Source organism: Curtobacterium sp. MCBA15_005, from assembly GCF_001864855.1.
Taxonomy (GTDB): domain Bacteria; phylum Actinomycetota; class Actinomycetes; order Actinomycetales; family Microbacteriaceae; genus Curtobacterium; species Curtobacterium flaccumfaciens.
Map to the genome: position 1 here is coordinate 75,257 of NZ_MJGL01000005.1, position 21,952 is coordinate 97,208.

Annotated in this window: 19 protein-coding genes; 11 read left to right on the forward strand and 8 right to left on the reverse strand. The window is 71.6% G+C overall.

Annotated elements, in window-relative coordinates; genetic code table 11:
* The first annotated feature begins 25 nt into the window (after window positions 1-25).
* Together BIU89_RS05155 and BIU89_RS05160 are read left to right on the forward strand one after the other, a co-directional pair.
* On the forward strand, window positions 26-1,075 hold the full coding sequence (locus BIU89_RS05155) for a M4 family metallopeptidase (protein ID WP_071245008.1): 1,050 nt from the start codon (window positions 26-28) through the stop codon (window positions 1,073-1,075).
* A 29-nt stretch (window positions 1,076-1,104) separates the two neighbouring features.
* Window positions 1,105-1,374, forward strand: a complete 270-nt coding sequence (locus BIU89_RS05160) for a protealysin inhibitor emfourin (protein ID WP_071245009.1) — start codon at window positions 1,105-1,107, stop codon at window positions 1,372-1,374.
* A gap of 150 nt (window positions 1,375-1,524) precedes the next feature.
* Here the strand turns inward: BIU89_RS05160 and BIU89_RS05165 are convergent, their stop codons facing one another.
* The 3 genes from BIU89_RS05165 to BIU89_RS05175 form a co-directional block, all read right to left on the reverse strand.
* On the reverse strand, window positions 1,525-3,768 hold the full coding sequence (locus BIU89_RS05165; protein ID WP_254791497.1) for a HelD family protein: 2,244 nt from the start codon (window positions 3,766-3,768) through the stop codon (window positions 1,525-1,527).
* 78 nt (window positions 3,769-3,846) lie between these two features.
* Window positions 3,847-4,683, reverse strand: a complete 837-nt coding sequence (locus tag BIU89_RS05170) for an aldo/keto reductase (protein ID WP_071245011.1) — start codon at window positions 4,681-4,683, stop codon at window positions 3,847-3,849.
* Complete coding sequence (locus BIU89_RS05175; protein WP_173035534.1) at window positions 4,683-5,054, reverse strand: FKBP-type peptidyl-prolyl cis-trans isomerase; 372 nt, start codon at window positions 5,052-5,054, stop codon at window positions 4,683-4,685. Before BIU89_RS05175 ends, BIU89_RS05170 begins: the two co-directional genes overlap by 1 nt.
* 69 nt (window positions 5,055-5,123) lie before the next feature.
* On the opposite strand from BIU89_RS05175, the gene BIU89_RS05180 reads away from it, so the two are divergent.
* Both BIU89_RS05180 and BIU89_RS05185 read left to right on the forward strand, forming a co-directional pair.
* Window positions 5,124-6,443: an MFS transporter gene (locus BIU89_RS05180; RefSeq protein WP_083404173.1), complete on the forward strand. Its 1,320-nt coding sequence runs from the start codon at window positions 5,124-5,126 to the stop codon at window positions 6,441-6,443.
* 190 nt (window positions 6,444-6,633) lie between these two features.
* The gene (locus BIU89_RS05185) at window positions 6,634-7,719 is read left to right on the forward strand and encodes a YihY/virulence factor BrkB family protein (protein ID WP_051596533.1); all 1,086 of its coding nucleotides are present in this window, start codon (window positions 6,634-6,636) and stop codon (window positions 7,717-7,719) included.
* 59 nt (window positions 7,720-7,778) lie between these two features.
* On the opposite strand, the gene BIU89_RS05190 is transcribed toward BIU89_RS05185, so the two are convergent.
* The 3 genes from BIU89_RS05190 to BIU89_RS05200 form a co-directional block, all read right to left on the reverse strand.
* Window positions 7,779-9,263: an aspartate ammonia-lyase gene (locus BIU89_RS05190; RefSeq protein WP_071245012.1), complete on the reverse strand. Its 1,485-nt coding sequence runs from the start codon at window positions 9,261-9,263 to the stop codon at window positions 7,779-7,781.
* 594 nt (window positions 9,264-9,857) lie between these two features.
* Complete coding sequence (locus tag BIU89_RS05195; protein ID WP_027464739.1) at window positions 9,858-10,154, reverse strand: hypothetical protein; 297 nt, start codon at window positions 10,152-10,154, stop codon at window positions 9,858-9,860.
* Entirely contained in the window at window positions 10,154-11,410 is a 1,257-nt protein-coding gene (locus tag BIU89_RS05200) for an inorganic phosphate transporter (protein ID WP_035807670.1), read from the reverse strand. Before BIU89_RS05200 ends, BIU89_RS05195 begins: the two co-directional genes overlap by 1 nt.
* A gap of 115 nt (window positions 11,411-11,525) precedes the next feature.
* On the opposite strand from BIU89_RS05200, the gene BIU89_RS05205 reads away from it, so the two are divergent.
* From BIU89_RS05205 to BIU89_RS05215, 3 genes are read left to right on the forward strand one after another with little or no spacing between them, the layout of a single operon-like run.
* Window positions 11,526-13,214, forward strand: a complete 1,689-nt coding sequence (locus BIU89_RS05205; protein WP_071245013.1) for a cation:proton antiporter — start codon at window positions 11,526-11,528, stop codon at window positions 13,212-13,214.
* Window positions 13,215-13,266: 52 nt separating this feature from the next.
* Window positions 13,267-14,901 carry an ABC transporter permease gene (locus BIU89_RS05210; protein ID WP_071245014.1) on the forward strand — a complete coding sequence of 545 codons (1,635 nt, stop codon included), beginning with the start codon at window positions 13,267-13,269 and terminating at the stop codon, window positions 14,899-14,901.
* A gap of 27 nt (window positions 14,902-14,928) precedes the next feature.
* A complete protein-coding gene (locus BIU89_RS05215) occupies window positions 14,929-15,216 on the forward strand; it encodes a hypothetical protein (protein ID WP_027464737.1) in 288 nt (95 codons plus the stop codon).
* 3 nt (window positions 15,217-15,219) lie between these two features.
* Here the strand turns inward: BIU89_RS05215 and BIU89_RS05220 are convergent, their stop codons facing one another.
* On the reverse strand, window positions 15,220-15,738 hold the full coding sequence (locus BIU89_RS05220; protein WP_175474970.1) for an 8-oxo-dGTP diphosphatase: 519 nt from the start codon (window positions 15,736-15,738) through the stop codon (window positions 15,220-15,222).
* 64 nt (window positions 15,739-15,802) lie between these two features.
* Here BIU89_RS05220 and BIU89_RS05225 point away from each other — a divergent pair, with 64 nt between their 5' ends.
* Both BIU89_RS05225 and BIU89_RS05230 read left to right on the forward strand, forming a co-directional pair.
* The gene (locus BIU89_RS05225) at window positions 15,803-16,153 is read left to right on the forward strand and encodes a tryptophan synthase subunit alpha (protein ID WP_027464736.1); all 351 of its coding nucleotides are present in this window, start codon (window positions 15,803-15,805) and stop codon (window positions 16,151-16,153) included.
* Window positions 16,154-16,172: 19 nt separating this feature from the next.
* Window positions 16,173-17,063 (forward strand): aminodeoxychorismate lyase, encoded by an 891-nt coding sequence (locus BIU89_RS05230; RefSeq protein WP_027464735.1) that lies wholly within the window; start codon window positions 16,173-16,175, stop codon window positions 17,061-17,063.
* Window positions 17,064-17,230: 167 nt separating this feature from the next.
* Here the strand turns inward: BIU89_RS05230 and BIU89_RS05235 are convergent, their stop codons facing one another.
* Window positions 17,231-18,430, reverse strand: a complete 1,200-nt coding sequence (locus BIU89_RS05235; protein ID WP_071245016.1) for an amidohydrolase — start codon at window positions 18,428-18,430, stop codon at window positions 17,231-17,233.
* Between the two features lie 90 nt (window positions 18,431-18,520).
* Here BIU89_RS05235 and BIU89_RS05240 point away from each other — a divergent pair, with 90 nt between their 5' ends.
* The gene (locus BIU89_RS05240; protein WP_083404175.1) at window positions 18,521-19,720 is read left to right on the forward strand and encodes a Fic family protein; all 1,200 of its coding nucleotides are present in this window, start codon (window positions 18,521-18,523) and stop codon (window positions 19,718-19,720) included.
* A 29-nt stretch (window positions 19,721-19,749) separates the two neighbouring features.
* The gene (locus tag BIU89_RS05245; protein WP_071245017.1) at window positions 19,750-21,921 is read left to right on the forward strand and encodes a S9 family peptidase; all 2,172 of its coding nucleotides are present in this window, start codon (window positions 19,750-19,752) and stop codon (window positions 21,919-21,921) included.
* The last annotated feature ends 31 nt before the right edge of the window (window positions 21,922-21,952 follow it).

Sequence of the window (21,952 nt, forward strand, 5' to 3'; positions counted from 1 at the left end):
CGGTGCCCGGTGGTTGCATGTCCGCATGACCGCGACCGACCGCATCCGCTCCGTCGTCCCGCCCTACCTGCTCCGCGCCGTCGCCGACGCCGATGCGTTCCCACGGGCGGCCTCGGCGGCACGCACCGCACTGGCCTCGCTCGACGCCGTGCAGGCGCCGAAGCACGAGCACCTGGTCGCGCCGCGCGGCGTCAGCGGCGCCGTCGACCGCTCCCCGCAGCGGACGATCACCGACGCGCGCGGCACCACGACGCTGCCCGGCACCGTCGTCCGGCGCGAGGGCGACGCCGATTCCGGTGACGCCGCGGTCGACGAGGCGTACGCGGGCCTCGGCGCCACGCACGCCTTCTGGCTCGAGGTGTTCGACCGGGTGTCGATCGACGGCGCGGGGCTCCCCCTCGACGCGACCGTGCACTACGGCCAGGACTACGACAACGCCTACTGGGACGGCAACCGGATGGTGTTCGGCGACGGCGACGACGAGGTGTTCCGCCGCTTCACCGTCGCGCTCGACGTCATCGGCCACGAGCTCGCGCACGGCGTCACGCAGTACACCGCCGACCTGACCTACCAGGGCCAGTCGGGCGCCCTCAACGAGTCGATCAGCGACGTCTTCGGCTCCCTGGTCGCCCAGTACGCTGCGGGGCAGACGGCGGAGCAGGCGAGTTGGCTCATCGGCGAGGGGCTGTTCACCGACGCTGTGCAGGGCGACGCGCTCCGGTCGATGCGAGCCCCCGGCACCGCGTACGACGACCCGGTGCTCGGGAAGGACCCGCAACCGGCGACCATGGCCGGGTTCGTCGACACCACGGACGACGCCGGCGGGGTCCACACGAACTCCGGCATCCCGAACCACGCGTTCTTCCTGGCGGCCACGGCGATCGGCGGCCCCGCGTGGCTGGGCGCCGGTGCCGTCTGGTGGGACGCCCTGACGTCGCCCGAGGTGACCGCCTCGATCGACTTCGCGGGCTTCGCCACCGTCACCGTCGACGCGGCCGGGCGGCGGTTCGGGGACGGCTCGGCCGAGCAGACCGCGGTGCGCCAGGCCTGGCAGCGCGTGGGCGTGCTCGACTGACCGCACCACCCGGGCGTAGCGTCGAGGGCATGCGCATCGAGGTCCGCCGCACCGGGGGCTTCGCTGGCACCACACGGCGCTGGCGGGTCGACACCGACACGAGCAGCGACCCCACGGCGTGGTCCGAGGTCGTCGATGCGCTGCAGCGCACCCCGGCGCCGACGGCAGCCCCCGTCCCCGACGACTTCAGCTGGACGATCACCGTCGAGCGCACCACCGTGACGATCCCGGGTCGCCGCCTCGACGGTCCGTGGGCCGACCTGGTCGCGCGTGTGCGCTCCGAGGGCGACCCGACCTGAGCCGGGAGGCCCGTGGCGGGCCCGCACCGGGCCTCCCGTCCGCCCCGCGGTGACGCCACCACCCACCGATCGTGCGCAGGAACGGTCGCGTGGGACCGACGCAGCCGACCGTTCCTGCTCACGAAGCGCGCGGGGACGCGCGCACCACCGTCAGTCGACGTCGATGACCGTCAGGCGACGGGTCGGACGCGTCATCGCGACGTACACCGCGGCGGCGGCACGGGCGGCGTCGGCGCCCACGCCGTCCGGGTCGACGAGCAGCACGCCGTCGAACTCCAGGCCCTTGGCGTCCGCACCCGTCAGCACCGTGAGCGAGCCGGCGTTCGGCGAGGCGAGCCCCCGGACGTCCGCCTCGGTGCGGGCGAGCCGCTGCCGGACCGCGTCGACCTGGGACTCGGGGACGATGACGCCGATGGTGCCGGAGCCGATCCGGGCACGCTCGGCGTCGGCGACCGCCACGACGGTGTCGAGCAGGTCGGCCCGGGCGACGCGGACACGCTCGACCGGGTCGCCGTCGCGCACGGCCTCGTTGCGGGTGACGGTGAGGCCGGCGCTGTCCGCGAAGGCCCCGGCGGCCTCGACGATGGAGCGCGGGGTGCGGTAGTTCACCGTGAGCTGCTCGATGCGGTGGTCGAGCGGCACCTGCGGCGCACGGCCGCGTCGGCGACGGGCGAGCGCCCCGATGACGTCGTCCCAGGTGCGTGCGGCACCCGGCGAGGAGCCCTGCGCCATGTCGCCGACGATCGTGAACGAGCGCAGCGGGTTGCGGCGGGCGAGCACGCGCCACTGCATCGGCGAGAGCTCCTGCGCCTCGTCGACGACGATGTGCCCGTAGGTCCACTCGCGGTCGTCGGCGGCGCGCTCGGCGGTGGAGCGGGGGTCGCCGCCCTCGGCGAACGAGCCGGCGACCTGCTCGGCGCTGACGATGCCCTCGACACCCATGTTCTCGATGGCCTGGCGGGCGTTCTCGATGTCGCGGTTCCGGCTGGCCTTCGCCGCGCGCTTGGCGGCGCCGCCGGTCGGGTCGAACGGGCCGAGCAGTTCGGCGGCTTCGTCGAGCAGGGGGACGTCCTCGACGGTCCAGGCTGCACCTCGGGCGCGCTGCAGCAGGGCTCGGCGCTCCGGGGTCCAGTCGGGGGTGAGCGAGGCGAGCCAGTTCGGCCGGGCGTAGAGGTCCTCGAGGAACTTCTCCGGCGGCAGCGGCAGCCACGCGGTGTTGAGCAGCACGCGGGCGTCGTACGAACTCCGGATGTCCTCGCGCAGGACCTTCTCGTCGGCCTCGTCCACCGTGGTGCCGCGTTCCCGCAGCTGCTCGGCGAGCAGGCGGGTCATCGCGTCGAGGGCGGTCTTGTTGAACGTGACGCGGGCGGCGTTGTGCGGCTTGCCGCGGTCCTGCGCACGCTTCATGGCGTCGGCGACGAGCTGCGGCGGCACGACGAGCCGCTCGCCCTCGACGTCGAGCGTGACCGACTCGGTCGGCACGACCTGGCGCGAGCGCACCGCCCGCCGAAGGAGTGACGCCATCTGCGCTGCGCCCTTCACGGCGGCGACGTCGCGGGAGTCGTGGGTCGTCGCGTGCACGCCCGGGTAGAGCGACCCGAGCGACGCCATCACCACACCGGTCTCGCCGAGCGACGGGAGCACCTGCTCGATGTACGTCAGGAACGCCGGGGACGGGCCGACCATGAGCACGCCGGAGCCCCGCAGCCGCTCGCGGTACGAGTAGAGCAGGTAGGCGGCCCGGTGCAGCGCCACGGCGGTCTTGCCGGTGCCGGGGCCGCCCTGCACGATGAGCACGCCCTCGAGCGGGGAGCGGATGATGCGGTCCTGCTCGCCCTGGATCGTCGCGACGATGTCGGTCATCCGGCCGGTGCGTTCGGCGGTGACCGCGGCGAGCAGCGCCCCCTCGCCCTGCAGGTGGGTGCGCTCGTCGTCGTAGAGCGAGGCGTCGAACACCTCGTCCTCGACGCCGACCACGCGACGGCCCTGCAGGGACAGGTGCCGACGGGACCGCATGCCCATCGGGTGCGCTGCGGTGGCCTGGTAGAAGGCGCTCGCGCCGGGGACGCGCCAGTCGAGCAGCAGCGGCCGGTGCTCGGCGTCGCGCAGCCCCACCCGGCCGATGTACCGGAAGGTGTCGTCGGGGTTGTCGGGCTCGGCGACCTCGAGCCGGCCGAAGACCAGACGGTCCCCCACCCGCTCGAGCGTCGCGACGGTGTCCTCGTAGAGCCGGGCGTACGCATCGCGCTCGCTGCGGCTCTGGTGGTTCCCGCCGACCGCCTGTCGGCGGGTCTCGGCGAGGCGCTGCTCGGCCTCGGCGGTCAGCTCGTCGAGACGACGGAAGAGGCCGTCGACGTAGCCGCGTTCACGGTCGATCTCGGTCGGTTCGGACACACGCAACCCTTCGGGAAGAGGGGGAACCAGTGTACTGCCCACCGGGAGCCCCGCTGTCCCCGAAGGGTCGCGTCGGAGTCACATCTCTTCGTGCGTGTCCGGGTCGCCGTCCCACAGACGACCGCGCTCGAGCGCGGAGATCGCCTGCACCTCGTCGTCGGTCAGCTCGAAGCCGAAGACGTCGAGGTTCTCCTTCTGGCGGGCGGCATCGCCCGACTTCGGCACCGGCACCGCACCGAGCTGGACGTGCCAGCGCAACACGACCTGGCCGGGGGCCACACCGTGCGCCGCGGCGGCGTCGACGATCGGCTGCTCGGTGAGCAGTTCCGACCGCTTCGCGAGCGGGCTCCAGCTCTCGGTCACGATGCCGAGCTCCTGGTGCACCTTCCGCAGTTCCGCCTGGGGGAAGTACGGGTGCAGCTCCACCTGATTGACGGCCGGGGCGACCCCGGTGGAGTCGACGATGCGGCGGAGGTGCTCCGGCGTGAAGTTCGAGACGCCGATCGAGCGGACCTTGCCGCTGTCGCGGAGGTCGACGAACGCCTTCCAGGTGTCGACGAACTTGTCCACCGACGGGTTCGGCCAGTGGATCAGGTACAGGTCGACGTGGTCGAGCCCCAGGTTGCCGAGGGTCTCGTCGATCGAGCGGTGCGCCTCGTCGTAGCCGTGGTGCCGACCGGGCAGCTTCGACGTGACGACGAGGTCCTCGCGCGCCACTTCGGACTCGCGGACGGCCTTGCCGACGGCGTCCTCGTTGCCGTAGTTCAGCGCCGTGTCGAGCAGCCGGTAGCCGCTCGCGATCGCGGTGCCGACCGCCGCAGCGCCCTCGTCGCCGTTCAGGCCGTAGGTGCCGAGGCCGAGCTCCGGGAACCGGTGGCCGTCGTTCAGCTCGATCGTCGGGGCACCGACCTGCATCAGCGGACCCCGAGCAGGTCGATCACGAAGATGAGGGTCTTGCCGGACAGGAAGTGCCCACCACCGGCGGGACCGTAGGCGAGCTCCGGCGGGACGACGAGCTTGCGGCGACCGCCGACCTTCATGCCGGGGATGCCCTCCTGCCAGCCGCGCACCAGGGCCGCGAGCGGGAAGTCGATGGGCTCGCCGCGGTTCCAGGAGCTGTCGAACTCCTCGCCGGTCTCGTACTCGACCCCGGCGTAGTGGACCTTGACGGTGGAGCCGGCGGACGCTTCCTCGCCGGAGCCCTCGACGATGTCGGTGATGACGAGCTCGGTGGGGGCGGGGCCCTCGGGGGCGTCGAACTCGGGCTTGCTGTTCAGGTCAGTCATGCCGATCAGTCAACCAGAGCACGCACCGGGCACGCGCAACGAGCGTCCAGCCCGCAGAATGGTTCCACCGTGACACCATCGACTCCCGCACCGCCGCGCCGCCGCCTGCTCGCCGACCTCACCCCGCTCCGCCGCTCCCCCGCCTTCGCCCGGCTCTGGGCCGGCACCGCGATCGCCGGCATCGGCACCCAGATGACCACCGTCGCCGTCGGGCTCGAGGTCTACGAGATCACCCGCTCGACGTTCGCCGTGGCCCTGGTGGGTGTCATCGCGCTCGTGCCGATGATCGTCGCCGGCCTGTACGGCGGCATGCTCGCGGACGCCTTCGACCGACGGCTCGTCGCGCTCGTGTCGTCGATCATCGCGTGGGTCGCCGTCGCCCTGATCGCCACGCACGCCTGGCTCGACCTGCACAGCGTCGCACTGCTCTACCTGCTCGCGACGGTCAACGCCGTGGCCGCCACCGTCAGCAACGCCTCCCGCTCGGCCATCGTCCCGCGGCTCGTCGGTACCGACCTGCTGCCCGCGGCGAGCGCCCTGGGCGGGATCGCGTCCGGGTTCCAGGTCACCGTGGGTCCGGCGATCGCCGGCGTGCTCATCGCGAGCGTCGGGTTCGCGCCGACCTACACGATAGACGTCGTGCTGTTCACGTTCGCGTTCCTCGGGGTGTTCACGCTGCCCCGGATGGCCGCCGACCACGACGCACTGCGGCCCGGGCTCGGCTCGCTCATCGAGGGCGCGAAGTTCCTGCGGCGGTCGCGCAACATCACGATGACGTTCGTGCTCGACATCATCGCGATGACCTTCGGGCAGCCGCGTGTGCTGTTCCCCGCGATCGGCGCGCTCGTCATCGGCGGTGGGTCGATCACCGTCGGTACCCTGACCGCCGCGTACGCGATCGGGGCGCTGCTGTCGAGCGTGTTCTCCGGGCCGCTCGGGCACGTCCGACGCCAGGGTGAGGCCGTCGGCTGGGCCATCACGGCGTACGGCGGGGCGATCGCGGCGTTCGGTGTGGTCATCGCGCTGGCGCACGTGCTCGGCGGCCGCTCGGGCGAGGCGTTCGGCGTGGAGATCCTGCCCGCCCTCGGGCTCGCGGCGCTGTTCCTGGCGTTGGCCGGCGGCGCGGACAACGTCAGCTCGGTGTTCCGGAACACGATCCTGCAGGCGGCGTCGCCGGACGGCATGCGCGGTCGGCTGCAGGGCATCTTCATCGTCGTCGTCACGGGCGGCCCGCGGCTCGGCGACCTGTACGCCGGCCTGGTCGTCGCAGCCGGCATCGCGTACCCGCCGGTCATCGGCGGCGTGCTCATCATCGGCCTCGTCGCGCTGCTCCTCCGGATGGTCCCGTCGTTCCGCCGCTACGACGCCCTGCACCCGCACGCCAACTGACCTCGGGCGGCGGTCGGGGTCGGGGCCGCAAAACACCGGTGTTCGCGCGTGGAACACCCGCGTTCCGCGGTGCGGAGTGTGAACACCGGTGTCTTGCCGGCGCACCAGCGCGACCAACAGGCAGTCGGGAGGCCCGTGGCGGCGCCGCCACGGGCCTCCAGGACCGCACGTGTCGGGTACCGTACGACACATGCCGGACAGCGCATCGCGCGACCTCCAGCGGACCGGAGTCCGCGCCGTCGTCCGGCGCACCTACCACTCGGTCATCCGGCACCGCGTCGTCGACGCGGCCGCGTCGCTGACGTTCTTCGCGCTGCTGACGGTGTTCCCGACCGCGCTGGCGGTCGTGTCGGCGCTGTCCATCGTCGACCGCAAGGGCGACAGCCTGACCGACATCGTCGAGGTCCTCGGGTTCATCGTCCGGCCGGAGACCGCCGAGCACCTCGAGGGGCCGCTCCGGCAGCTGCTGACCCTGGACAACCCGTGGCTCGGGTTCACGATCGGCGTCGTGCTGACGCTCTGGTCACTGTCCGGCTACGCGACGGCGTTCGGGCGGGCGATGAACACCGCTTACGAGGTCGAGGAGGGCCGGCGGATCTGGAAGTTCCGCAGCATGATGCTCCTCGTCACGCTGCTCGTCATGGTCGGCGGTGCCGTCGCCATCGTCATCCTGCTCGGCACACCGACGATCTCCGAGGCCGTCATCCGACAGCTCGGGTGGGCGCCCTGGATCGACGACGTGTGGAACGTGGTCAAGTGGCCGGTGCTCGCGGCCGACCTCGTCGTGATGGTGGCGGTGCTCTACTACGCGACGCCGAACGTGAAGACCCCGCAGCTGCGGTGGGTGTCGGCCGGTGCCGCGTTCGCGATCGTGACCTGGGCCATCGCCACGGTGGGGTTCGCGCTGTACGTGGAGACCCTCGGTGGCGGGAACCGCGCCTACGGGTGGCTCGGCGGCGCGATCCTGCTGCTCGTGTACCTGTACATCTCGAACTTCGTGCTCGTGGTCGGCGGGGAGCTCGACTCCGAGGTGATCCGCATGCGGCAGCTGCTCGCCGGCATCGAGGCGGACGAGTCGATCCGGCTGCCGTTGCGGGACGTCACGCGGAACTTCACGCTCGCGCGCTGGCGGGACCAGGACATCGCGGCTGCGCAGCACGTGCGGGCCGAGGCAGCGCGGGTAGCCGAGGAAGAGGACGCCGAGCTGACCCCGGGCGAGGAGCACCTGCGGGCGATGGCGCAGCAGGTGCGGGTGGGCGAGCGGCCGCTGCCCTGACGGGCGTGTGTGGGCGCGCGTGCGTGGGCGCGCGTGCTTGTCGGCACGGACGCCCCGCGTCAGCGCTTGCGCGCCTCGGCGTCCAGCATCTCCTCGGTGATGATCGGGATCGCACCCGTCGCCAGCTCGATGCCCGACAGGCGTGCCGGGCTGAGCACGCGCATGACCTGGTCCTCCTCCATCAGCCCCGCGGCCACGACGAGCGTCGAGATCGGCGTCGAGGTGGTCAGCGCCGTGTGCGCGATCGACGCAGCCGCCGCGTACCCGATGTACGGCGTGAGCGCGGTGACGACGCCGACGTTCGTGTCGACCTGGGCCGCGAGCTTCGCCTCGTTCGCCTCGATGCCGACGACGCAGTGCTCGCGCAGGGTCGCGCAGCCGCGGGACATCCACTGCAGCGACTGCAGGATCGAGTGGGCGATGATCGGTTCGAAGGCGTTGAGCTGCAGCTGCCCGCTCTCCGCCGCCATCGTCACGGTGGTGTCGGCCCCGGCGACCGCGTAGGCGATCTGGTTCACGACCTCGGGGATCACCGGGTTGACCTTGCCCGGCATGATCGACGAGCCGGCTTGACGAGCGGGCAACGTGATCTCGCCGAGACCCGCCTGCGGACCGGACGACAGCAGCCGCAGGTCGTTGCAGATCTTCGAGAGCTTCGCGGCGCTGCGCTTCACCGTGCCGGACAGGGTCATGAACGCACCGGCGTCACTCGTCGCCTCGATGAGGTCGGGGGCGGTGACGACGTCGATGCCGCTCGCCTCCTGCAGCTGTCGACGGACTTCGTCGCGGTAGAGCGGGTCCGCGGTGATCCCGGTGCCGATCGCCGTGGCGCCGAGGTTCATCTCGGCGAGCAGCGGCATCACCTTGCGGAGCAGGTCCGCGTCCTCCTGGATCGTGTGCGAGAACCCGGTGAACTCCTGCCCGAGGGTCATCGGCACGGCGTCCTGCAGCTGCGTCCGGCCCACCTTCAGCACGTCGGCGAAGGCGCGGCCCCGTTCGGCGAACGCCGCCGACAGTTCTTCGAGCTGCACGATCAGACGACGGACCCCGAAGATCATCGCGATCTTGATGCTCGTCGGGTACGTGTCGTTCGTCGACTGGCTGCGGTTCACGTGGTCGATCGGGTGCAGGTACGCGTAGTCGCCCCGCTCCCGCCCGAGGAGTTCGAGGGCCCGGTTCGCGAGCACCTCGTTCGTGTTCATGTTCGTGCTCGTCCCGGCGCCGCCCTGTACGACGTCGACGACGAACTGCTCGCGGAGCGCCCCGTCGCGGACCTCCTGCGCCGCGCGGTCGATCGCATCGGCGCGCTCCTCGTCGAGGACACCGATCGCCCGGTTCGCCCGCGCCGCCGCCTGCTTCACGGTGACGAGCGCCTCGATGAGGTCCGGGTACACGGCGATCGGGACGGAGGTGATCGGGAAGTTCTCCAGCGCCCGCAACGTGTTGACGCCCCAGTACGCGTCGTTCGGGACCTCCCGTGATCCCAGAGAGTCGCTCTCGGTCCGCGTCGTCGTCGTCACAAGTGCCTCCTCGTTGCCGGTCACACGTCGAGGCTAGTCCCGTCCGTCCGGCCGGTCCGGGAACGCGCCGCGACTGGTGGGACCGGCGCGTTCCTGCGCGAGCGGGCGAAAATGCCGCGGTCGCCTCGGCAACGCACGCCGGCATTCCGCCCGCTCGCCACCTGACGGACCGGAGGCGCGGTGCCCGGCTGCCACGGGCCTCCCGTCCGACCCGCGGGCACGCCCGGACGCCCTCGCTCGCACTTCGTGAGCAGAAGACGTCGGGTCCCAGACGGCGACCCGACATCTTCTGCTCACCAAGAACGCGCCGCCCGCGCGAGCGGGCGAAATGCCACGGTCGCCTCGGCAACGCACGCCGGCATTTCGCCCACTCGCCACGCGACGGCCCGGAGGCGCGGTGCCAGGCCGCCACGGGCCTCCCGTCCGACCCGCGGTCACGCCCGGACGCGAGCGGGCGAGATGGCGGGGTTACTGGGCGCGAAGACGCGGGCATTTCGCCCGCTCGCGCAGCGCACGCAGCGCACGCGGCGCACGCGGCGCACGCGCGACGAGGGAGCAGAGGACGCCGGGTCGCGAAGGGCGGCCCGGCGTCTTCTGCTCGCTCGGTGAGCGGGCCCGTCAGTGGAACTGCGGGACGATGAGGTAGATGCCGTAGAGCACGACGGCGCCGCACACGACAAAGCACGCGATGGCCGCGGCACGGAGCGCACGTGCCGCTGCCGAGGCTCCGGCCGGGTTCGGGAAGCCGGCGGTGGCCGGGCCGATCGTGCCGTCGTCCTTCACGGTGAACTTGCCTTCGCGGGTGTCGGCGGCGCTCCAGAGACGGAGGCCGACCGAGTACACGGCGACGACGAAGCACGACGAGACCACGGCGACGAGCGCCACGGTGAGGAAGGCAAACCAGTCGATGCCCATCAGCGACGGCCTCCCTTGCGGGCCGCCATGCGACGGAGCGTGCGCTCGCGGCTCAGTTCGGCGCGACGCTGGGCGACCGCGTCGGCACGCTTCTTGCGCTGCATGTCACGCAGCTCCTTGCGGGTCAGGACCGCGTTCGCGGCGACGTCGACCTCGATCGCGGAGGCCTGCTCGTGCGGCTTGCGGAGCGACCACAGGTACAGGCCGAGGATGACGACGGCACCGATCACGGCGTCGAGTACCAGCCCGATGACGCCGAGGCGGGCGATGCCCGAGGCGACCGCACCGACCGCGGCAGCCGCGGGCAGGGTGATGAACCAGGCGATGACGATCTTGCCGGCGGTCGACCACTGGATCTTCGAGCCGCGGCGGCCGAGACCGGCACCGATGATGGAGCCCGAGGACACCTGCGTGGTCGACAGCGCGAAGCCGAGGTGGCTGGAGGCGAGGATCGTCGCGGCGGTCGAGGCCTCGGCGGCGAAGCCCTGCGTCGCGCGGATCTCGGTGATGCCCGAGCCGAGGGTGCGGATGATGCGCCAACCGCCCGTGTACGTACCGAGGGCGATCGCGAGGGCACAGGCGACGACGACCCAGAACTGCACGCCCTGGTTCGACGACTGCGCGCCCGAGGCGATGAGGGTCAGCGTGATGACGCCCATCGTCTTCTGCGCGTCGTTGGTGCCGTGTGCGAGGGACACCATCGAGCTGGTGAAGACCTGCCCGATGCGGAACCCGCCGCGCTCGTTCGGGAACACCGGACGCTTCGTGATCCGGTACGCGATGCGCGTCGACAGGAACGACACGAGCGCGGCGATCACGGGCGAGGCGAACGCCGGGATGATCACCACCGTCAGCAGCGCGACGTAGTTGACCGACTGGAACCCGGCACCGACGATCGCGGCACCGATCAGCCCGCCGAACAGTGCGTGCGACGACGACGACGGCAGCCCGCGGAGCCACGTGATCATGTTCCAGACGACTGCCCCGATCAGGCCCGCGAAGATCATCTCCGGGCTGATGGCGACGCCACCGGGCCCCTCGTTGATCAACCCGTGCGAGATCGACGTCGCCACGGCGGTGCTGAGGAACGCACCGACCAGGTTGAGCACCGCAGCGACGGTGACCGCCACCTTGGGCTTCATGGCGCCGGTCGCGATCGGGGTCGCCATCGCGTTGGCGGTGTCGTGAAAACCGTTTGTGAAGTCGAAGAAGAGGGCCAACGCGATGACCAGGACGACTATGAGTGTGATGTCCACCGCGGGCAAGTGTCCCAGGCGTCGGCCCTTCGAGCAAACCTGATCGGCAACCTGTTGTTCACCGCAGCTTCACACTCGTTCAGCTTCGGAACCATGCCGATGGGAGAATGCGTCCATGGACACCGCTGAGCTCCTCATCCTGCTGATCGGATCGCTCGCGGTGACGGGGTTCGCCCGGGCCAAGGGGCTCCCCGCTCCGCTGCTCGTCACGGCGGTCGCCCTGGCCGCCTCGTTCCTGCCCGGGCTGCCGCCGATGGAGATCGACTCCGAGGTCATCCTCACGGTGATCCTGCCGCCGCTGCTCTACTCGGCGGCCCTCGACGTGTCGTGGCAGAGCTTCCGCGGCTCGATCAAGCAGATCCGACGGCTTGGCATCTTCCTGGTGATCGTCACCGCCCTGGTCGTCGGCGGGGTGGCGTACCTGCTCATCCCGGACATGACGCTGCCGGCGGCGATCCTGCTCGGCGCGATCGTCGCCCCACCGGACGCGGTGTCCGCCGCCGCGATCGGCCGGAAGCTCGGACTCCCCCGCCGCGTCATGACCGTGCTGTCCGGCGAGAGCCTGATCAACGACGCGGCCTCGCTGACCCTGGTGCGGGTGTTCACGCTCATCATCGCGGGCACGTCACTGACCGTCTGGCAGGACCTCGGCATCTTCGGCCTGGCGATCGGCGTCGGTCTGGTCGTCGGCATCGTGCTCGGCGTCGTCGTGCACTGGATCCGGATGCGCATCAACGACCCCGTGGTCGAGACGATCATGAGCATCCTGCTGCCGTTCGTCGCCTACATCCTCGCCGAGGACCTGTCCGGCTCCGGCGTCATCGCGGTCGTCACGGCGGGCCTGTACATCGGCTACAACTCGCCGAAGGAGGGCTACGCCACCCGCCTGCAGGAGCGCCCGCTCTGGACGAGCATCGACGTCATCCTCGAGGGCTTCGTGTTCGCGCTCATCGGACTGCAGCTCAACACCGTCGTGCAGGACCTGGTCGAGAGCGAACGGAGTCTCGGGCAGACCCTCACCGCCGCGGCCGTCGTGCTCGGCGTCGTGATCCTGGTGCGGCCGCTGTTCGTGTTCGAGTCCTACGCGCGCAACCGCTTCAACGGGAAGTGGCTCCGGCCACTGCGGATCAAGCTGTCCCGCGGGCACCCCTCGCTGCGCTGGATGCGCGGTTCCGCCGAGCCGAAGCTCAACTGGCGGGAGCTCACCGTCATCTCGTGGACGGGCATGCGCGGTGTGGTCACCCTGGCGGCTGCGGTGTCCGTCGTGGCGAGCCCGACCCAGATCCCGGCACAGGACACGATCTTCATCATCGCTTTCTTCGTCACCGTCGGCACCCTGCTGCTGCAGGGACTCACCCTGCCGTTCGTCATCCGCGCGCTCAAGGTGCAGGACCCCGCCGAGGGCGAGGAGGACGTGCGCAGCGAGATGCGACTCAACCAGCGCACCACCGAGGCCGCGATCGAGCTGCTCGAGAAGCGGCGTCCGGCGTGGGCGAAGCAGTACGGCTCGGAGGCCGTCGACTCGGTGGTCAACCGGCTGAAGGCGCGACTCGAGCGTCAGGCCGAGACATTCCGTCAGGACGCCGAAGAAGAAGAGGACGAGGGGCGGAACGTCGCACTGCGCCTGCGTGGCTCGCAGATCCAGGACATCCGGCGCGAGCTCCTCGACCGCCGCCGCGAGATCGTGCTCGAGGAGCGGGAGAAGGGGAACCTCGACGAGGAGGTCATGCGCCGCGTGCTCGTGACCCTCGACGCCGAGGAGCTCGCGATGGACTCGGCGCAGGCGTCGCGCAGTCGCTCCTGAGCACCCCGGGCGTATCCTGGCGCTCCGATCGAGAGCAGGAGCAGAGCGCCGAGTGAGCACGCCGCGGAACGACGTCCCCAGGAACGACGACGGACCGGAGCGCCCCGGCGGTTCCCGTCCCACGCCGCCGAAGCCGCGCGGGACCCGGCCCTCCGCACGTGGGACCAAGCCGCGTCGTGGTGGCAAGGTCGCCGGGCACGCGCGTTCTGGACCCCGGCGACAGGCTCCGGTACCCGCGCCCCAGCAGCACGGCGCCTACCGCCGGTGGTACTCGACCCTGCACCCGTCGCTCCAGCTGATCGGCCTGCAGCTCTGGATGCCGCTGTTCTTCATCGTCGGGTTCTGCCTGTGCTACGTCTTCGCGTTCCACGCCCCGCACCCGCACGACGTCCCGATCGCCCTGATCGGCAGCGACCCGGCGTTCGTGCAGGCGGTGCAGCAGGCGTTGCCCGGCGAGTTCGTGTTCCACACGTACGACTCGCTCGCGCAGGCGAAGCGCGACGTGGTGGGTGGCTCGATGGCGGTCGCGTACGACCCCGCTGCGAACGAGTTCTTCAAGGCGAGCGCGCACCAGTTCCAGGTCGCGAGCCTCGTACCGGCCACCCTCACCGCGGTGCTGACCGGCCTGGGCGTGGCGACCCCGAAGGTCACCGAGCTCGCACCGCTGCCGGCGTGGGACGAGTACGGCACCGTCGCGATGTACGTCATGCTCGCGTGGTGCATCGGCGGCTACATGGTCGCGATGTTCATCGGCATCATGGGCGGCCCGCTCCGGCACCGCACCCGGATGACGGTCATCGTCGTCGGCGGCCTCGTCATCTCGCTCATCACGAACACGCTCGCCGGGCCCGTGCTCGGCGCCATCCACGGGCACTGGATCCAGCTCGTGCTCATCGCCTGGGGCTGGATCGTGGCGATCGGCCTGGCGGTGAACGGCCTGAGCTACTTCGTCGGCCGGTTCATCGCCGCACCCGCGATGATCTGCTTCGTCTTCCTGTCCATGCCGTCGTCCGGCGGCGCCTACCCGAAGTGGTTCATGCCTGAGCCCTTCGCCTGGCTGAACAACGTCGTCGTCGGCTCGAGCATGGTCGACATGATCAAGCACCAGGTCTACGGCGTCGGCCCCGGCCCGGCTCGCGGCCTGATCACGATGGCCTGCTACGCCACGGCCGGCCTGGTGCTGATGTACTTCGGCAAGAAGTGGTGGGAGCGCCGACGGATCCGGGCGATCGTCACCGGCCGGACCACGATGTTCCAGGACGCCAACACCGCCAACCGCGAGTTCCTCGGCACCCAGCGCGACGCCGAGCTCGAGCGCCACGGCCTGACCTCCACCGAGACCGGCACCCTGAGCGTGCTGCGGGACGACGACTGGGAGGACGACCGCACCGGCGGTGACGTCTTCACCGGCGGTCGCGACGGCCTGGAGCCCGGCGGGACGCCGACCGGTCGCATCACCGTGCAGCGCCCCGGGGACCGCACCGGCCCGGTGCAGCGGCCTGGGCCCACGCGGGCCGGTACCGGCGCGTCGCGGAGCCTGCGGAGCGACGTGACGGCCGAGCACGTGGGGGGAGGCGCGGGGACCGGGCCGCGCACGCGTCCCGTCCCACGCACCGAGGGCTCCAGGGCGCCGGCTCGGTCCGACACGTCGGACGAGCCGCCGCACGGCCGGCACGCGGACCGGTGAGGCGCCGCTGACGCGTATCCTGATCGGATGAACCCCCGCATCACCTGGCACCGCGTCCTCATCACCGTCGTCGTCGTGTTCCTCGTGCTGACGGTCGGCTTCTACGCCGCGAGCGTCCTGCTCGCGCCCGCCGACGGCCGCGGTACCGCCGGGCTGTTCGTCGGGTGGGCGATGTTCTCGATGATCGGCGCGATCGTCGTCGGCATCATCGACTTCTTCGTGCGGCCCCTGGGCGGCCGGAGCGGCGACGCCGACGTCATGGCCGCCGCCGAGGAAGCGCGCACCGGCAGCACCCGCACCCAGCAGCCGCGCTAGCCGCTAGTCACCCACGCCGACGCCCGTCCCGGTGAACCCGGCGACCGTCGCGTCGTCCTCGGCGAACGTGAACCGCGCGCGGACGCTCCCCCCGGCGAGCACCCCCGGCAGCCAGTAGCGGGCGTCGTCCCACATCGCGTCGTAGGGCACGGTGTCGACGGGGATCCACCGCGGCTCCAGTTCGTCCGAGCCCGACGGGTCTCCCTGCCAGCGGCGGCAGACGAAGACGTCCGAGACCTGGGACCAGGACGGTCGGTACGGGAACCGGTAGTCCAACGTGCCACGGGCCTCCAGGTCGACCGCGTCGAGCCGCAGGCCGACCTCCTCACGCACCTCGCGCACGGCGGTCTCGACCGCCGACTCGCCGGGCTCGCGCTTGCCGCCGGGGCCGACCAGACGGCCCGTGCCGAGGCCACGGCGCTTCTCTCCCAGCAGCACCTCGGGGCCTGCCTCGCCGTCGCGCAGCAGGTACACGACCACCACCCGGGGATGCTGGGACTTGCTCTCGTCGCGAAGGGTCACGCGTCCAGTGTGACCGATGGAGTGTCGTACGCTTTTCCCATGGCAGGCGTGCTGCGGGGGCACCATGGCTGAGCCCCGCAGGACCGGGCGCAGCCTCGAAGTGCTGCGCGCCGAGGCCGCCGAGGAGATCTCGATGCTCGTCGAGCACCGGAGCCGTCAGGGCGAGGACCCGTGGGAGTTCATGCCGACGCTCCCCACCGTCGACGAGCAGGTCGTGCTGATCCTGCGTGCGGACGCCGTCGACCTGGACGAGGCGATCGGCAAGCGGCACGCGCAGTGGTCGAGCCACCCGGCGTCCGGGCAGGGCACCAGGCTGGGCGAGGAGTACCACCGGCTGCGCCGGATCGCGCTGCAGCACCCCGAGCTGACGCCCGCCGTGTGGAAGCTGCTGGGCGCCCTGCCCGAAGCGGGCTGAGCTGCGGTTGGATGGATGCATGACCGAAACCGTGCTCGCCGTCCTCAACCAGCCCTCCCGCGACGCCGCGCCGCACGACCCCGCGGCCGACGCCTTCACCTGGGCGAAGCCGCTCGAGGAGCACGTCCAGGTGCAGGACCTCGGCGTGACGCGCGGCGACGGCGTGTTCGAGACGATCACGGTGATCGACGGTCGGCCCCAGGCCCTCGAGGCGCACCTCGCCCGCTTCGGCCGCTCCGCCGCGATGCTCGACCTGCCCGCCCCGGACCCGGAGGCCTGGCGCCAGGCCATCGAGGCCGTCTGCGCCCGCCTCGACCCGGTGCGCGAGGCCTTCGCCAAGACCGTCCTGACCCGCGGCGTCGAGGGCACCGACCGCCCGACCGGGTGGGTCTACGCCGCACCGTCGGGCGACTCCACGGCCGCACGCACCGAGGGAATCTCCGTCGTCGTCCTGGACCGCGGGTACCGGCACGACGTCGAGCGCACCTCGCCATGGCTGCTGCAGGGCGCGAAGACGCTGTCGTACGGCGTCAACATGGCCGCCCTGCGCGAGGCCGTCCGCCGCGGCGCCGACGACGCCCTGTTCGTCTCGAGCGACGGCTACGTGCTCGAAGGCACGCGCGCCAACCTGATCATGAAGGTCGGCGACCGGCTCGTCACGCCCCGCACCGACATCGGGATCCTGGCCGGCACGACGCAGGCCGACGTGTTCCGCTTCGCCGAGCAGGAGGGCATCGAGACCGCCTACGAACTCGTCACGCTCGCCGATCTGGCGGCGGCGGACGCGCTCTGGCTCGTGTCGAGCGTGCGGCAGGCTGCCCCGATCCGTTCGGTGAACGGCGACGCGCGGCCGATCGACGCCGAGCTCACGACCCGCATCAACGACTTCCTGCTGGCGCGCGAGGTCTGAGCACGCGGCGCCCCCGGCGCGTGTGCCGCGGGCGTTTCGCGCTGAGCGACACGTCACGGGGCGGCGCGCGCGCGAGGTGTCGCGCACCGCGAAATGGGCGTGGGTCCACGACGGACTGGAGGCGCGGTGCCAGCTGGCACCGCGCCTCCAGTTGTGTGTCGTGCTCGCTACCAGCGCGGCGTGGTGACGCCGGCTCCGTCGGCCCACGTGAAGACGGACTTGCCGTCGATCCAGACGCGCGTCGCGCGGCTGGTCGCGTCGAGCGGGTCGCCGTCCCAGAGCACGAGGTCGGCGTCGTAGCCCTCGGCCAGTCGACCGACGCGGTCCCCGAACCCGAGGAACTCGGCCGGGTTGATCGTGAGCGCCTCGAGTGCGGTCTGGGCGGGCAGGCCCTCCTTCACGGCGGCGGTCGCCTGGTCGACGAGCATGTTGATCGGCACGACCGGCGCGTCCGTCGTGATGGCGACCCGCACCCCCGCCGCCGCGATGGCGGCGAGGTTCGGGATGCCGCGGTCGCGGAGCTCGACCTTCGAGCGGCTGGTGAACAGCGGGCCGTAGATGACCGGGATGTCCTTGGCGGCCAGCACGTCGGCGATCTTGTGCGCCTCGGTGCCGTGGTTCACGACGAGCCGGTAGCCGAACTCCTCGGACAGGCGGATCGCGGTGGCGATGTCGTCGTGGCGGTGGGTGTGCTGGTCCCAGACGAGCTCGCCGTCGAGCACCCGGACGAGCGTCTCCTTCGTCAGGTCGCGGGCGAACGGCTCGTCCTTCGCGGCGGCGGCGTCACGGGCGGCCCGGTAGTTCTGCGCCTCGACGAAGGCGTCGCGGATGATCTTCGCGACGCCGAGCCGGGTCGAGGGTGTCTGGCCCTTGCCGCCGTAGACGCGCTTCGGGTTCTCGCCGAGGGCGCTCTTCACGCTCACCGAGTCGGAGATGAGCTGCTCGTCGATCGTGCGGCCGCCCCAGGTCTTGATGGCGACGCTCTGACCGCCAATCGGGTTGCCGGAGCCGGGCTTGACGACGATGCTCGTGATGCCGCCGGCGAGCGCGTCCCGGAAGCCCTCGTCGTCGATGTCGATCGCGTCGATCGCCCGGACGCCGGCCATGTTCGGCGCGGTCATCTCGTTCGTGTCGTTGCCGGCCTCGCCGTTGGCCTCCTCGTGGATGCCGACGTGGCCGTGTGCCTCGACGAAGCCGGGGACGAGCCACGAACCCGCGGCGTCGATGACCGTCATCCCCTCGGGCGGGGAGACGTCCGGACCGATCGCGGTGATCCGGCCGTCCTCGACGACGACCGCGCCGCCGTCGAAGGCGGGGGCGGAGACGGGGACGACGTGGGCACCGGTGATCGCGAAGGAGTTGCTCATGGCACCAACGGTACGCGTGGGCGGGCGGCGGCGAGCGGGCGGAATACCGATTCCTGGCGTCGAGCGTCCGGGTGGTTCTACCGTCGCGGGATGGCACACTGGATCGACACCTGGCCCACGCACGAACGCAGCGGGCGACCGTGGCGGAGCACCGTCCGCGGGTGCCGCGACGACCGGCTGGTGACCACCGTGCAGGTGTCGCTGCCCCCGTCCATCGCGAGGGCTCGGTGGACGCCCGACGACGACACCGTCGCGCTGCTCGACCGGAGCACCACGGCCCTGCGCGCCCTCGACGTCCACCACGGCTCGCGGCTCGCACCGCTCGGGTCCGTGCTCGGCCGGACCGACGCCCTGGCGTCGTCGCGCATCGAGGACGAGTCCGCGTCGATCGACGACCTGGCGCGGGCACTCGTCGGCATCCGGGCGAACGCGGGAGCCACCGCGGTCGTCCGGGCCGGCGGAGCCGTCGAGCACCTGGTGTCCGGAGCGGACTCGGGCACCGTCACCGAAGCCTCCCTGCTCGAGGCGCACCGCCTGCTGATGCGCGATGACCCGGTCGACGGACGGTACGCCGGCCGGTACCGCGACGTGCAGAACTGGATCGGCGGCGGCGCCACACCCCGCGACGCCGTCCACGTGCCACCGCCGCCCGAGCTCGTGGCACCGCTGATGGCCGACCTGTTCGCGTTCGTGCACCGCGTGGACCTGCACCCGATCGCCCAGGCCGCGATCGCCCACGCGCAGTTCGAGTCGATCCACCCGTTCACCGACGGCAACGGTCGGATCGGGCGGGCGCTGATCGGGGCCGTGCTCCGGCGACGCGGGGTGACGACCACGGTCACGGCACCGGTGTCCGCCGCGCTCGCGGCGGACCGGCGGCGGTACTTCCGGCACCTGGAGCAGTACCGCGACGGCCGGGTCACCGGGTTCGTGGTCGACCTGGCCCTGGCGATCGGGACGGTGTGCGACGAGGCGACGCTGAGCGCCCTGCTGCTCACCGAGCACGACGCCGACCGGTCCGCAGGCCCCTGCGCCTCGGGTCCGCACGCCGTGGTCGGCCGTGCACTCGCCGACGACCCCGTCCTGACCGAAGCGCACCTGGACACCCTGCTCACCGCCGACGAGGTCGAGCGCGTCACGCACGACCTGGTGCTGGCGGGAGTGCTCCGTCCGGTCACCGGTCGTCGCCGTGACCGCGCGTGGGTCGCACCCGCCGTGGTCGCCGAGCTCGAGGCGTTCGAGCAGCGGGTGCACGCCGCTGTGGGCGGCCGCGAGCGCACGGCGGCCTGACCGGGGGTGCGGGCGAATAGGGTGGGACGGTGAGCAACGAGCACACCGCATCCACCCCGCCCAGCGCCGCCAAGCGGCCCGTGACACGGACCCACCACGGCATCGACTTCGTCGACGACTACGAGTGGCTGCGGGACAAGGAATCCCCCGACACCCTGGCGTACCTCGAAGCCGAGAACGCCCACACCGACGCCGCCACCGCGCACCTCGCGCCGCTGCGGGACCGCATCTTCGCCGAGGTGAAGAGCCGCGTGCAGGAGACCGACCTCTCGGTACCGGTCCGCATGGGCGACTGGTGGTACTTCACCCGCACCGCCGAGGGCAGCCAGTACGGCGTGCACTGCCGCGTGCCCGTCGCCGGCCCCGACGACTGGACGCCGCCCGCCGTCGTCGAGGGCGAGTCGACGCTCCCCGGCGAGCAGGTGGTCCTCGACGGCAACGCCCTGGCCGACGGCCACGAGTTCTTCTCCCTCGGCACCTACGACATCAGCGACGACGGCACCCGCCTGGTCTACGGCATCGACGTCGAGGGTGACGAGCGGTACACCCTGCACGTGCGCGACCTGGCCTCGGGGACCGACCTCGGCGACGCCATCCCGAACACCGGGGCCGGCGCCACGTTCGACCCGGCCGGGCGCTACGTGTTCTACCCCACGGTCGACGAGTCCTGGCGTCCCGACAAGATCTGGCGCCACACGGTCGGCACCGCGGCGTCCGAGGACGTCCTGGTGTTCGAGGAGCCCGACGACCGTTACTGGGTCGGTGTCGGTGTCACCCGCTCCTCGCAGTACATCGTCATCGAGCTCGGCTCGAAGATCACGTCCGAGGCGCACGTCCTCGACGCCGCGGACCCGACCGGTGAGTTCCAGGTCGTCTGGCCCCGCCGCGAGGGCGTCGAGTACGAGATCGAGCACGCCATCGTCGGCGGCAGCGACCGGTTCCTGGTGCTGCACAACGACGGCGCCGAGAACTTCGAGCTCGTCGACGTCCCCGCCGACGACCCGACCTCCGAGCGGGACCGCCGCGTCGTCGTGGCGCACCACGCTGAGCGCCGCATCGAGTCGGTCGACGCCTTCGCCGGACACCTCGCCCTGGAGTACCGGTCTGAGGCGCTCCCCCGCGTCGCGATCATCCCGATCGAGGGCGACGGCTACGGCGACGCGCACGAGGTCCCCTTCGACGAAGCACTGTTCTCGGCGGGGCTCAGCGGCAACCCGGAGTGGGAGCAGCCGACGCTCCGCATCGGGTACACGTCGTTCGTGACCCCCTCCGAGGTCAGCGACCTCGACCTGGCCACTGGCGAGGTCACCGTCCTGAAGCGCCAGCCCGTGCTCGGCGGCTACGACCCGGCCGACTACGTGCAGGAGCGCGACTGGGCGACCGCGTCGGACGGCACCCGCGTGCCGATCTCGCTCGTCTGGCGTCGTGACGCCGTCGAGGACGGTACCCCGGCACCGCTGCACCTCTACGGCTACGGCTCGTACGAGCACTCAATCGACCCCGGCTTCAGCGTCATGCGCCTGTCGATGCTCGACCGCGGTGTCGTCTTCGCCGTCGCGCACGTCCGTGGTGGCGGTGAGCTCGGCCGGCACTGGTACGAGAACGGCAAGACGCTGACGAAGAAGAACACGTTCACCGACTTCGTCGCGGTCGCCGAGCACCTGATCGAGTCCGGCCGGACGAGCGCCGACCGGCTCGTGGCCGAGGGCGGCAGCGCGGGCGGGCTCCTGATGGGTGCGGTCGCCAACCTCGCACCCGAGCGGTTCGCCGGCATCCTGGCCGCCGTGCCGTTCGTCGACGCGCTGACGAGCATCCTCGACCCGGACCTTCCCCTCACCGTCATCGAGTGGGACGAGTGGGGCGACCCGCTGCACGACGCCGAGGTCTACCGCTACATGAGCGAGTACACCCCGTACGAGAACGTCCGCGACGACGTGCAGTACCCGCAGATCCTCGCTGTGACCTCGATCAACGACACCCGTGTGCTCTACGTCGAGCCCGCGAAGTGGACCGCGAAGCTCCGCGAGGTCGGCGCTCCGGTGCTGCTGAAGACCGAGATGTCCGCCGGCCACGGTGGCGTCAGCGGTCGCTACGCGTCGTGGAAGGAGCGGGCGTTCGAACTCGCCTGGCTGCTCGACGTGCTCGGGCTCGCCGACGAGACGCCCGCCGCCGCGACCGCCAACCCGATCGCCGCGGGCTGAGCCGCACCGCGCACTTCGTGAGCAGAAGAGG